Raw genomic sequence first — 14182 nt, 5'->3', positions numbered from 1 at the left:
ACAAATAATGGAGTGTGACTAAAATGTTGAAACGTTCTTTGAGTATTATTGCTGCTAGTAGCATCTTAACTACTGCTTTAATCAATCCTGCTTTAGCTGTACCTGCTGACTTTATTGGTACTTGGGTAAATAAAGATGCCAATACTTCTAATATTACTCGTTTAGTAATTACCTCAAGTGGTAGCAATAAATTAAATATTAAGGTGTTTGGCAAATGTCATCCTAGTGATTGTGATTGGGGAACTGCACCATTACTTACCTATGGTATTAATGTCCAAGATACTAATCATAAATATGCAACAGCTAACTATAATAAAGGGTTCGCAAATTCCTTCTTAACCTTGGGATCTGCTGGTCAAGAATTACTGTTGCAAGGCTATACGCAGTTTTTAGATAATAGCGGCAGGCAGAATTACTATTCTCGTGAATACTTTCAAAAGCAAACAAGAGTGAGATAAGCGATCGCTAGAAATCAGCATTAATTATTACTCTAACAACAGAGAAGTTTGCAAGTAACTGAAGTAGCGACGGGTACGTAGGGGGTTCCCCCCATAGCTTTGTACTTGAAAACTGCTATGAAATGTAAAATTTATCCCAGCATTAAACCTCGCATCTGCGGGGTTTTTCTATTTACAGCAGATTGCAAGTAAGTGAGGTACAGCAAGACTGATTCATCAAACATAAAGAGTTTCTTTCTCACTCTTGCCTCCTGCCTCCTGCCTCCAAACCCGTAACTTTGTACCTCATGTAAACGAAAACTGCTATATATTCAAAATTTAATTATTCTCAAAACATAATTTTCAAAAATTTTCCCAAGACTGCATAAAAATATCCAAGCAAACCTATTGACTAAGTGAAAGGTGAAACATGAAAACTCTAACCTGAGTTTTTTAACAGTTCTCACACTCTCATATCTTACTTAATAAAGTAATCTTGTTTGAACCTATGACGAATGAGTTACAGGAAAAAAGATGAAATATAAGTAGCCGTAAACCTGCGACCAATCCAGTCACAGCAATAAAAGTAATAAATCAACTTCAAGGAGAATCGCAATGAAAATTACAAATTCAACTTCTACACGTTTAGCATTAGTAATGGGTTTAGCAATAGCTAGTTCAATTATCAGTACTGTAGCTAAAGCTGAATCTATCCCAAATCTAGTAATTTCTGATAGCTCTAGCGTGTCAAATAAGCCTTTTATTACTAATTCTGCCCGTCGTGACACTCTTTATAATTTGAATCAACGACCCTTGAATAGTGTCTTAGAAACTGACGGTGGAAAAACAAAAGAATCGAGCGATAAAGGCAAAGATTCTAGCGATAAAGGTAAGGATAGTAAAGAGACTTGCGAAAGCGGTAACTGTGGTGGTGCTTTTATAGACAGAATTAATCCAGTTATTTTACCAGCAGATCAACTAAAAGTTCCTGTACTACAAAATGTACGTCCTCAAACTTTAATTAAAGCTAACAAGCCAATTTTCTAAACAATAGAGATTCCCGACTTATTGAATAAGTCGGGAATCTAAGCCTCCTATTAAAAAATGAGCAACTAAATATTATGGATTTATTAATTATTGGTTCGAGTGATGACATTTTTTGCCAAGCAGTTAACGAATTGGTTAGTCAAAAAGGTTATAAAAGTGCAATTGTAGATGTTTGCAATGCTGCCAGAATGTTTTCTATCGCTGTTACTTCTGGAAAATCATATATTACACCAGAAATCCCAGTTATTCTACGCGTTCCGCCACAGATGCCGATTCGCACTAGTTTTGATGATTCTTTTATTTATGATGAGTGTCTTGCTACTTTATGGGCAGCGATGACATTATCTAAATCAACAGTAATTAATCGTCCAACTGCAAACAGTCTTTGGGGTAATTTATCATATTCTTCTAACTTGACTAAATTAAAGGCTGGTTATACTAGCAATCTAGAAGTATTCTCTTCGCAAGTTCCAACATCACCGCAAGCATTACTCGATAAACAATGGTATCTCCAAGATTTAACTACTTATAATACTGCTGCGTATCCACAAATACCTGAAGGGGTGGGGCCATTTCGTGCAAGTTGGGTTTCGGCTAACCTGGAATATGAAATTGTTGTTGTTTTAGAAGATAAAGCATGGCGTTGCACCAATACATCTCTAGAACATTTGCAGCTAGAAGAAAAAAGTATTTCGGTGCTAAGAAATTTAGATTTGATATTTGGTACTGTAACTTGGAGTATTGATAGCAACCTAGAAAGTGCCAATATTGCTCGTATCAACCCTTATCCATCTTTGGAAGAAATACAGTTTGTTTGGTCGGATTTTGCTCCCGCACTTTTGGAGACTATTTTCTCATGATTTATGCAATTGGCCTTGATTCAGACCGCACTTTTTGTCATTTTATTAACTACGCTGAATCTCGTGGTATCGAAGTACAAGTAATTAATTTACGCGAAGTAATTCAAAATGGAGATTGGCGGCTAGCTTTACCCGATGATAATCAAAATTGGATAAGTTATTCTAGCCAAAAGTATGTATTAAATCCTCATGGTTCTTATTATTGTCGCTTGATTGATCTTTCAACCGTACAATCAGATTTACAAGATGCGATGCGATGGAAAAGTCTTCTTGCTGCACTTTGTTGTTGGTTAGAACATATTCCAGGTAATGTAATTAATCGTCCTGGTGCTGGTGGTAATAATTTCTCAAAACCGCTTCATGAATTTCATCTGCAATCTTTAGGTTTTCAAGTTGCTGATAGCCTTACTAGTTCCAATGCAGAAGTTCTAACGGAGTTTGCTAACGCTGGATTAACAATTGTTAAGACAACATCGGGTGTTCGTGCTGATAGTAGATTAGTAAAATCAGAGGAGTTTCTCGATTTTCACCCAGACGCAGGCCCAGTTCATTTACAAAGATATATACAGGGTGCTGATGTGCGGGCGCATGTAGTGGGTAATAGAGTCCACGCAGAATTGATAAAATGTCCACAGGTAGACTATCGCCATTTTCATGAAGAAGCTGAGTATCTCGAGTGGGAGTTACCAGAAGCTTTACACCAAAAAATTATTAATGCAACTGCCGCATTGGGGTTAAAGTTTGCAGGTTGGGATTTTAAAGTTACCAACTCTTTAGAGTACTGGTGTTTAGAAGTTAATCCAATGCCGGGATACGATGGATATGATATTCGGGCAGATGGTAAAATAACAGATTCGCTATTAGCTTTGCTGACAGAAGATATTACAGGAAATAATATTAGTTGGTATACAGATTCTAGTAATGAAATTTACTCAGAACAAATTGTGACAGTCGAACATTGTAATGATATTTGTTCTGTAATTCATAGTTTAAGAGAATTATGGATAAAACGAGGAAAATCTCCAAAATTTTTCTATACTTTAGGTACGGCTAGTTACTTAGATTTCTTAAATGAACCTAATTTTTCTAGAGATTATTATACTATAGCTCGCGAACATAATCTAATACTAGAAGAACGTTTAGGTTGGCTTTATAAGTTAGTCAAAGAATATTTAGAGCAGACGCTTATAAACCCTGTAGTGTATAAAGCAGGTGCAGCATTGCCAGGTTTTCATATTTGGCAAGATGCTAATCTTATTACTAAACCAAATGCCACTACACATTTCGATTTGCAGTACCGAAACCTCAAATGGGATGAAGATAAACTCGATACTGTAAACACAATATCCTTTACTTTACCAATTAAACTGCCTAAAAGTGGCGGTGGCTTGAATGTTTGGGATTTTAACTATATCAATGATTATAGTCAAGCGATCGCAGGTGATATAAACATTGTTAAACGATTTAGAACTAGAACTTTTCATCGTTACAAAGTTGGTGAAATTGTTTTACACAGCGGACATACACTTCATCAGATTGCACCAACTACTTACATTTATCCTGACGATGAAAGAATAACTCTACAAGGTCATGGGTTATTTTGTGATGGTCAATGGTTACTGTACTGGTAAGATAATCCTCTTAATATATCACAATTCTTTAGATAGAAAAGTTAGCGGCTGAGGACTACAATTGAGCTTTGATTAATTCTGTATAGCAATCTTATCTAAGTTGTAAGTTTATGCTAGTTTTAGCTTACAGTACAAATAGCATATCATTACGAATGAAGGACTTTTTGAGAAAGTTTTAGCATCTTTACAAATATTTTGGTGCATATAACAAGACCCCCCTATAGTCCCCCCAAGGCATCGGGGGACGGCGACAGCCGGGGGGTAAATATATGCAGCTTCACAAAAAAAATGGTATTACCCAGTAAAAACCTGAAACCTCATTTAGGATTACTATAATGTCACCAATTGGGATTCCCAGTCGCTCAACTTCAGTCAAACAAACTGCAATTCCTAAGCTATGGTTAATGTTGGTGGGAGTCAATCAATATCAAGATGACGGACTACCCAGCCTTAGTTATTCAACAGTAGATTGTCAAGGTTTAGCAGAAGCATTAGTAGATGCTTCTGCACAATTTACTCAAACAGAGGTAACAATACACCATGATTTTGCACCGCAACCACCATCTTTAGAAAACATCCGTGCCAGTCTCCGCCAAATTACCACTGCGGCTCAACTTATTGATACTATTCTATTTTATTTTTCTGGACATGGGATTGTAGAACTAAACACACAGCAAGCATTTTTGTGTTTAGCAGATACTCAAAAATCCGATCTGCAAAACACAGCTTTAGCTTTACAAGAACTTTTACAATTGTTGGGTAATAGTGGGGTGCAAAATCAGCTTGTTTGGCTAGATGCTTGTCATAGTGGCGGGATGACACTCAGAGGTACAACAATAGAATCATTGCTGAATGCTACACCAAAAATGGTTGAAGTATTACAGCAGCGTGCTGCTAAAAGTAAAGGTTTTTATGCTTTGCTTTCCTGTGATGCTAACCAGCAATCTTGGGAGTTTCCCGAATTGGGACATGGGGTTTTTACTTATTATTTAATGAAAGGATTGCAAGGTGAGGCAGCAGATAGCCAAGGCTTAATTTATGTAGATAATTTGTATCGATACGTATATCATCAAACTCTCCAATATATAGATAAAAGTAATCAACAATTGCGACTGATTAATCAGCAGAAAAAAACTAAAGGAGAAACTCAACTTTTTCGAGAATATCCGTTGCAAACTCCTAAACGAATTGTTGAGGGAGTTGGGGAACTAATTGTAGGGAAAAGATTAACCCAGGCAACTTTTGGAGTGCATCGCCGGATAGGAATAGTAGTAGAGGGATTATCAGTCAGCAAAACAACCTTAGATATTAGCAAATTTCTCGGAAGTGCTGGAGATTTTGCACTAGAGTATTTGCCAGCAACAAAAGTATCTGCCGATCGCATAAAAGAAGCGATCGCTCGTCATTTACAACAACCAGCATCAGAAGTTATTCTGCTTTATCTGCGGGGACGAATTGAAGAAACCGATGCAGGGGAATGGTTATTGCTGGGAGAAAATATCCGCATCAAGCGTTCCTGGTTGAAACAACAGCTACACCTCTGTACAGCTCAACAAATTGTCATCCTCGATTGTCCTGTAGCTAATACATCTTTGCAAGATTGGGTAGAAGATTTGCAAATTGACTCTCACCAAGGGCAATGTTTAATCGCCTACGCCTCACCAGCTGAAGAACCAGAACGCTTTGCCCAAAAATTTCTCGATACTTTGATGGCAGCAACCCAAGCAGATGGACTCTCAGCCGCCGGAGCGATCGCTCAACTACAATTATCCTTAGCAGGTAGCGGTGTGACTCTTTACATCTGGCTATCAGGCACACAAGGCATTATAGAAATTCTCCAAGCAAAAACGGGAGCAAACACGCCAAAATCAACCACAGGATTAGATTTGGGAGTATGCCCTTATATGGGGCTAAGTGCTTTTTCTGAAGAAGATAGCCAGTATTTTTACGGTAGAGAAGCCTTAACTCAGGAATTGATTCACCAACTACGCGATCGCTCTTTTTTAGCCGTCATCGGTGCTTCCGGAAGCGGCAAATCTTCAATTGTCCAAGCTGGTGTAATTCCGCAACTGCGATTGGGTAAACAAATACCCAGCAGCGAACAATGGTGGATTAGAAGCATTCGTCCCGGAGTAAATCCGCTGGAAGCTTTAGCGCGGGGGCTTGGGGGAGTGGGGGGGCAGGGGGGGCAGGGGGGCAGCACTTCTCTACGAGACGCTGCGCGAACGGCTACGCTCAGTGACCGGGGAGCAGGGGAGCAGGGGGAGAATTATTCTTCTTCCTATCTCTTGTTAGAGGGAATATTTCACCAAGGAGTAGAGGGATTTGTTTACTGGATACGCAACCAACCCCATCGAGTTGTGGTGCTAGTGGTAGATCAGTTTGAGGAAATCTTTACCCTGGCTCCAACTCCAGACAGAGAGCTATTTTTAGAATTATTGCTGGGAGCGGTGCAATATGCTGGCGATCGCTTCAAATTAATTATTACTTTACGGGCAGACTTTATAGCCTCCTGTTTAGAAGTACCAGCACTGGCTAAAGCTTTGCAGGATTTGAGCGTGTTAGTTCCACCGAAGTTAAGTTTGGATGATTATCGACGGGTGATTCTCAACCCGGCTCAACAAGTCGGATTAAAAGTAGAACCAGAACTGGTGGAAGTATTGTTGCGGGAACTAAATCACTCACCAGGAGATTTGCCGTTACTGGAATTTGTTTTAGAGCAATTATGGCAGCATCGAGTTGCTGGTGAGTTGACTTTACAAACCTATCAAGAGCAACTAGGCGGAATTCAAGGAGCATTGGAGCGATCGTCTCAGGCTGTTTACGAAAGTTTCGATCCTCAAATGCAAGAATGCGCTAAATGGATTTTTTTATCTTTGACACAACTAGGTGAAGGTACAGAAGATACTCGCAGACGGATACATAAATCAGAGTTAATAGTCAAAAAATATCCCGCCGCATTGGTAGAAAAAACCCTCAACGCCTTAACTGCTGCCAAGCTAGTGGTAATGAATTTAGAACAAGAAGAACTAACAAAAGGACAAGCTAGACAAGGCGAACCAGAAAACATTTCTCCCCCTGCCTCCCCTACCCCCCGGTCACTGAGCGTAGCCGAAGTGCTACTCCCCTACTCCCCTTCTCCCATCACAGTAGAAGTTGCCCATGAAATCCTCATCCGTCATTGGTCAACTTTACGCTGGTGGTTAGAAGAAAATCGCGATATCGCTTGCGAAAACAGAGACAAATTGAGCAGACTTCCCAATTATGGCTGCAACGTAGTCAGCAAGCTGATTTTTTGTTGCAAGGAGTACGGCTAGCAGAGGCAGAAGATATCTATATTAAATATACCGACGAACTTTCTGCTGATGTGCAACGGTTTATTGAAGCTTGTTTAGTACAAAGAAAGCAACAGCAACTACAAGAGAAAAGAAGACTCAAGCAAGCCCAAAGGGCTGTAGTTGCACTCAGCGTTTTGGGATTAGCAGCAGTCTGTTTTGGCTCCTTAGCCTATTGGAAATCCCAAGCAGCTCAATTGCGAGAAATTGAAGCATTAAATGCCTCATCTCAAGCTAATCTTTTATCACATCAGCAGCTAGAAGCATTAATTGCCAGCGTTAAAGCAGGTAAACAGCTAAAAAACACTTTTGGTGCACCAGCCGAGTTGCAAACTCAGACTCTCAATGTTTTACAACAAGTAATTTCTGGAACCCAAGAGCGCAACCGCTTGGAAGGGCATAGCGCTGAAGTATCGAGCGTGAGTTTCAGCCCTGACGGCAAAACAATTGTATCGGCTAGCAACGACAAAACAGCCATAATTTGGGGACGGGATGGCACAAAGCTACGAACATTAACAGGGCATACCGATATAGTGCGGAGTGTCAGTTTCAGCCCAGATGGTCAAACGATCGCAACAGCTAGTTTCGATCGTACCGTCAAGCTGTGGAGAACTAGCGACGGTTCTTTAATTAGAACGCTAAACGGTCATACTGCGGAAGTTCTGAGTTTATCTTGGTCTAGGAACGGTGAGACGATCGCCACTGGTAGCGCCGATCGCACTGCTAAAATTTGGCAAGTTAGCGATGGTCATTTGCTGAGAACTTTTAGCGGATATAAAGATTTTGTTAATAGTGTCAGTTTTAGCCCTGATGGGGAAATTTTGGCGATCGCTAGTGCAGATAAGACTGTTAAACTTTGGAGTGTTAGCGATGGATTGTTGCAAAAAACACTACTTGGGCATAGCGCTGGAGTTTCCAGTGTCGCTTTTAGCCCCGATGGTCAAACACTAGCTTCAGCCAGTGAAGATAAAACCGTGAGACTCTGGCGCAGAGATGGGACACTGCTAAAAATTATTCCAGCGCACAATGCAGGAGTTCTGGGCGTCAACTTCAGCCATGATGGTCAAACCCTAGCTTCCACCAGCGCTGATAGCACAATCAAACTTTGGAGTTCTCAGGACGGCTCTTTACGCCAAACTTTACTAGGACATAGCATTGCAGTCTATAGCGCCAGTTTTAGCCCAGATGACCAAACCTTAGTTTCGGCTAGCGCTGATAAAACTGTTAGACTTTGGCAGCGAGATAATCCTCTATTCAAAACTCTCACAGGATCTCAAGGTCAACTCTATAGTGTGAGTTTTAGCCCCGATGGGCAAACTCTAGCTACCGCAGGTCAAGACACTACGATCGACCTTTGGCGGACTCGTGACGGAACTTTGCGCCAAACTCTAGAAGGTCATAGTACTTCAGTTTATGGACACAGCGATGAAGTCTACGGTTTAGCCTTCAGCCCTGACGGCGAGACATTAGCTTCAGCTAGTCTTGACCATTACATTAAACTTTGGCGGACTCGTGACGGCTATATGATTAAAACCCTCCAAGGTCATCGCAGCAATGTCAATAGTCTCAGCTTTAGCCCTAATAGTCAAATTCTGGCCAGCGCCAGTGCTGATATGACCATTAAACTTTGGAATATTCAGCAAAAAGCTTTAATTAAAACTCTCCAAGGACACACGGCTGAAGTTTTGAGCGTTCGTTTCAGCCCTGATGGTCAAGTACTGGCCTCAGCTGGTAGAGATAACAAAGTTTTACTTTGGAGAGTTAAAGATGGCAAGTTACTGTATAATCTTTCAGGACATACTAATGCTGTCAACGCCATCAGTTTTAGCCCTGACGGTCAAGTACTCGCCTCGGCTAGTGCTGATAAAACTATTAAACTCTGGCAAGTCAGCAATGGAACTTTACTACAAACTCTTACAGGACATACTGATGGCGTCTACAGCGTCAGCTTTAGTCCTGATGGCAAGATAATAGCCTCAGCTAGCGGTGATGGAAGCATTAAACTTTGGAACCGTGATGGCAGAGAACTCAAAACTCTCTCAGGCCATACTGATGCAGTATTGAGCCTCAGTTTTAGCCCTGATGGGAAATTTTTGGCTTCTGCCAGTTTTGATGGTACAGCTAAACTTTGGCGTCTTCAAAGCACAGAACTGCAAACCCAAGATTTAGACAATCTACTGATTCGCAGTTGTAAATTGCTGAAGGATTACCTCAAAACTAACCCGAATATTAGCGACCAAGAACGGGGTTGGCTATGTTCAGATTTACGGAGTTAGACTTAATCGTATTTTGTAAACCTGTACCCAGTTGCAACAATGTATCTCTGCGAGGAGGTCTGGGCCCTGGGCCTTTTACCGGCGAGCTCCCACCGGTTGGGCCTGGTGATTGGCCATCTCCTGGGTTAGAGAGTTGATTCTCAATTACAGGAGTTTGAAACTCTCCCTTGACCACAACTTGTTGTAAATTACCAACTTTAGGTGTAATGACTTGTACAGGATTTGCCAAAGTAGGTAATGCAGTGAATAATATCGTTGGTAATGCGATCGCTAAACCCAAAATTTGCTTTTGCATATCAAGCCTTTTTCCTTTTAATATATACTTTCAACTGAACTACTAGGGAGCCTGTACCTCTGTAGATACTTAGCTACAAAGGCAAGCAACAGTATTCCAGATTTTGGGTTTAAAACCCTTCACTGACTTAATAGATCCAGTTGAGTTTTTTTATGCAGTTTTCTGAGTGGTATTTCCAGTACTTATGTCCATTAAATAATTAAAGCGAATTTTGGGGAAAGCGAACTACTAGTTCTTATATCATGTCCGCCTAATTAGTTATGATTCCTGCATCTGTGCAAAAACCAGGAAAACCTCTTTCCCCCTGCCCCCTGCTCCCAGCAAGAACTGCGGTCTTAATGATAAGTCTTTAACCGGACATGATATTAGCCCCTAGTCTCTCTTTCAAGTATGCTGTATGGTGTATAAAGTTTACGACAGCTACTTACGTTTTTGACGTTTGACTGCATAACCATAAGGTACAGGCCAGTTCGGTGTTTCATCCAAGCTAGACTGAGCATGAATAGACCAGTATGGGTCGCGCAACAATTCTCGACCGATGAGAACTAAATCTGCACAGCCACGAGTAATGATTTGATTGGCATACTCAGCATTATTTATTAATCCTACAGCTGCTGTATTGATTTGAGCTGATTGCTTGATTTTGGCAGCAAAAGGCACTTGATAACCTTTCTCTACAGGAATTTTCGCTTGAGGCACTAACCCGCCTGTAGAAACATCGATCAAATCAACACCTAATACTTTTAGTTCACGAGATAGAATCACTGATTGCTCGATATTCCAACCGCCTTCTACCCAATCAGTAGCAGAGATGCGAACAAAAAGTGGCATACCTTGAGGCAAAATATCTCGTATCCGTCTTGCCACCTCTAGCAATAGACGTATTCTATTTTCTAACGAACCTCCGTAAATGTCTGTTCGCTGATTACTGAGCGGTGAAAGAAAAGAATGCAATAGATAGCCATGAGCGGCGTGGATTTCGATAACTTGAAAACCAGCTTGCAGCGCCCGCTCTGCTGCTTGCACAAATGCGATAATGGTTTCTTCAATACCACGCTCATCAAGGCACATGGGAACAGGACTATTAGCATCAAACCCAATTGAGCTTGGTGCAACTATAGTCCAAGCGCCTTGTTCGGGTGTTAAAGGTGAACCCCCTAGCCAAGGAACATTACTACTTGCCTTTCGCCCAGCATGAGCCAATTGAATGCCTACAACCGCTCCTTGTTGACGAACAAAGCGCACAATACGTGCTAATGGTTCAATCTGAGTATCATCCCAAAGACCGAGATCGCCGGGTGTAATTCGCCCAATGGATGTTACTGCTGTTGCTTCCACCATAATTAAACCAACACCGCCAGCTGCCCTGCTCCCCAAGTGAACAAAGTGCCAATCATTTGCTATTCCATTCTCTGCGGAATATTGACACATTGGTGACATTGCCACGCGATTTGGCAAGATTAAATCTCGAATTTTTAGTGGACTAAATAAGTCTAATTCAGGTATATCCTGGTCGTGTAAACAACCTGATTGACTTCCATAAGACTGTAGAGATTCTAATCCCTTAGAAGTTACGGATGATAAATTTGTTAAATTCTCTGTAGACATCTATTTGTTAATTCCTCTAGACTTTGAGCTAACAATTAATTCTTGGCGTATATTGCCAAAAGCAATTTATTTTAAGCACTAGTTGGCTCTGCATAACCTTGAATATTTTCCGGATCAAAAGAGCGTAAGATACCCGTAGCACGTCGGGTTAGCTCCTCTGTTCCTTTAACCACTATTAAATACTTGCCTGCATTTAAACGATTGCGATATGGCAAAGCATCACCACTACCTACGGTAAGACCAACTCCACCACCTACTAGATAAGCCCCTAAAACACCAGAAGCTGCTCCTAAAATTCCGCCAATAATATGGCTGCCAATATCACCGAGCGCAAAGATTTCAATACCAGTTAGATAATTAAAGGCATAACCAGCAATAAACCCAAAAGGTACTAACCAGTATAATAATCGCTTTGCTCCTTTACGAGCTTGTTGATTCGGATCAATCAGGTTGTAATCATCAGCACTTTTATAACCATTGCCCAAGATATCTACTTGGTTTGGAGATAAACCATCATTTGTTAAGGCAGAATAAGCTGCTTCTGCTTTTGATTTGTTTGGTAAAACTGCAATGAGGTAATTCATAGAACAAAATCCCACTAGATTATTTTCAAAAATTTTATCAACACTAGGCTATTTTCTAAGTACTCGTTATTTCGGCTAATTTAGTATTATTTTTTCATCGAGCTAAATAGAAAAATCAATTTTATATTTGAAAAATGAACAAACTAAATTGTACATATTAACTAGGACACCAAACCCTAGTCTTGAAAACATCTTTCTCAAGAACCACTTACAAGAAATACTTTTAATTCTTTAGAAATAACTATTTATCTTGATTTTTAACCTTCCGGTAGAAGTTCTTCTTAGATAAACGTCTATGATTATGCTCAGTTTTTAAGCTGAACGGCAAAAGTCACAATCCTATTCTTACTTCAGAGATACGCATCTAAGTTAAAGTTTTCATACTCTAAAGGGGTAAAATTTGGGCTTGGACAATGGCAAAGTTTACTGTTAGCGACTATTTATTGCTTCGTCTGGAGCAAATCGGCATCAAGCATATCTTTGGCGTTGCTGGAGACTATAATATGGAATTTCTCGACTATATTGTTAACCACGATGGCATCGAGTTAATTCCTACTTGCAACGAACTTAACGCATCTTATGCTGCCGATGGTTATGGTCGGATTAATGGTGTTGCGGCATTAGTAACTACCTTTGGTGTTGGTGAACTCAGTGCTATTAATGGTGTCGCTGGCGCTTATGCTGAACACGTTCCGGTTGTAGCGATTACTGGTGCTCCTGCAACTAAAATTCAAGCTCTTGGTTCACTTGTCCATCATACGTTTGGTACTGGTGATTTTTCAATCTTTGCCCGAATGTATCAACAGGTAACGGTGGCTCAAGCATATTTAACAAAGGAAAATGCAACAACGGAAATTGACAGAGTTTTAGGTATCTGTTTGCTGAAGAAATTACCTGTTTATATTTCCATACCTATGGATGTTGCTCTCACAGAGGTTTCTGCACCATCTGATTTGTTTATACCCCCTGTATTTCAGAGTGATGGCGCTACAATAGCAGAAATAGTTGATGTCTGTGTAAATATACTGGAAAAAGCTTCCCAACCTGTGATTATTGCTGATATTGGTGTAGCTCGTTATCACTTGCATGAACAATTGCGAGAACTGCTAACAGCTACCGGATACCCTTATGCCACGATGAACATGGGCAAAGGATTGCTAGAAGAAAGCCACCCCCAATTCATCGGCATATATAATGGTGCTGCCAGTGAGGAATCTGTTAGAAAACGTATTGAGCAAGCAGATTGTGTTTTAACTATCGGTGCTTTGATGACTGATTTCAACACAGGCAAGTTTTCTGCCAAACTCGATCCCAGCCAAACTATTGAAGTGCATGGGGAGTATGTAAAAGTTAAACATGCTTTATACAACAATGTCGCTATGGCAGATGTGCTTTCTGCTTTAAGCCAACGGTTGCAGCACCGCGATCCTCAAACGCTTTACTTCAAATCAGCAACAGAGAATTTAGATCCTGGTTTTATAGAGCCTATCGTTGGCGACTCTTCGGCACCGATTTCGCAGCAACATTTTTGGTATAGATTTGCTCATTTTCTCCAAGAAGATGACATTATTGTTGCCGAGACTGGAACTTGTTTGTTTGGCGCTTCTACCGTTCCTTTACCAAAAGGAGCTACTTTCGTTGGGCAAGTACTTTGGGGATCGATTGGTTACTCTGTTGGTTCATTACTTGGTTGTGCGTTGGCGAAGCCCACCGCAGGTATCGCTGCATCACAACGTCGCTCCATCCTACTAGTTGGTGACGGGTCTTTCCAAATGACTGCACAAGAACTTTCAACCATCTTACGCTATAATCTAAAACCGATTATTTTTTTACTCAACAATGATGGATATACTATAGAGCGTGATATTCACGGTGAACGTATGCCCTATAACGACATTCAACCTTGGAATTATCATCAGCTTCCTGAAGTTTTCGCTGGCAATGCCTGGGCAATTAAAGTTAGTACCGAATCCCAGTTAGACAAAGCATTACAAACAGCTCAACAAAACCATGACCAACTTGCTTTTATTGAAGTTGTCATGGATAAAATGGACAGCCCAGAGGTTCTGTTGAAAATGTTACAGCAATAAAGCAACATACTGGCTCATC

Annotated in this window: 8 protein-coding genes and 1 pseudogene; 6 read left to right on the top strand and 3 right to left on the bottom strand. The window is 40.6% G+C overall.

Going from position 1 to position 14182, the window contains the following annotated elements; all coding sequences use genetic code 11:
* Positions 1-23: 23 nt before the first annotated feature.
* The 5 genes and pseudogenes from NSTC731_RS31930 (at position 24) to NSTC731_RS31910 (ending at position 9586) form a co-directional block, all read left to right on the top strand.
* On the top strand, positions 24-458 hold the full coding sequence (locus NSTC731_RS31930) for a hypothetical protein (protein WP_445628452.1): 435 nt from the start codon (positions 24-26) through the stop codon (positions 456-458).
* Positions 459-1052: 594 nt separating this feature from the next.
* Complete coding sequence (locus NSTC731_RS31925; protein WP_445628451.1) at positions 1053-1484, top strand: hypothetical protein; 432 nt, start codon at positions 1053-1055, stop codon at positions 1482-1484.
* Positions 1485-1558: 74 nt separating this feature from the next.
* Entirely contained in the window at positions 1559-2344 is a 786-nt protein-coding gene (locus tag NSTC731_RS31920; RefSeq protein ID WP_445628450.1) for a hypothetical protein, read from the top strand.
* Positions 2341-3975, top strand: coding sequence for an ATP-grasp domain-containing protein (locus tag NSTC731_RS31915; protein WP_445628449.1), 1635 nt, complete (start codon positions 2341-2343; stop codon positions 3973-3975). The genes NSTC731_RS31920 and NSTC731_RS31915 overlap by 4 nt, the downstream gene beginning before the upstream one ends.
* A gap of 335 nt (positions 3976-4310) precedes the next feature.
* Positions 4311-9586 (top strand): annotated as a pseudogene (locus tag NSTC731_RS31910) (nSTAND1 domain-containing NTPase).
* On the opposite strand, the gene NSTC731_RS31905 reads toward NSTC731_RS31910, so the two are convergent.
* The 3 genes from NSTC731_RS31905 to NSTC731_RS31895 form a co-directional block, all read right to left on the bottom strand.
* Positions 9540-9881 (bottom strand): hypothetical protein, encoded by a 342-nt coding sequence (locus NSTC731_RS31905; protein WP_445628448.1) that lies wholly within the window; start codon positions 9879-9881, stop codon positions 9540-9542. The pseudogene NSTC731_RS31910 and the gene NSTC731_RS31905 overlap by 47 nt on opposite strands.
* Positions 9882-10301: 420 nt before the next feature.
* Positions 10302-11489, bottom strand: coding sequence for an NADH:flavin oxidoreductase/NADH oxidase (locus NSTC731_RS31900; RefSeq protein WP_445628447.1), 1188 nt, complete (start codon positions 11487-11489; stop codon positions 10302-10304).
* A 71-nt stretch (positions 11490-11560) separates the two neighbouring features.
* Positions 11561-12073, bottom strand: a complete 513-nt coding sequence (locus NSTC731_RS31895; RefSeq protein WP_445628446.1) for a hypothetical protein — start codon at positions 12071-12073, stop codon at positions 11561-11563.
* Positions 12074-12486: 413 nt separating this feature from the next.
* On the opposite strand from NSTC731_RS31895, the gene NSTC731_RS31890 reads away from it, so the two are divergent.
* Positions 12487-14163 (top strand): alpha-keto acid decarboxylase family protein, encoded by a 1677-nt coding sequence (locus tag NSTC731_RS31890; protein WP_445628445.1) that lies wholly within the window; start codon positions 12487-12489, stop codon positions 14161-14163.
* Positions 14164-14182: the final 19 nt, after the last annotated feature.

This window comes from Nostoc sp. DSM 114167 (assembly GCF_052692655.1).
The sequence above is the reverse complement of the archived record's forward strand: the minus strand, read 5'-3'. Positions and strand labels throughout refer to the sequence as shown.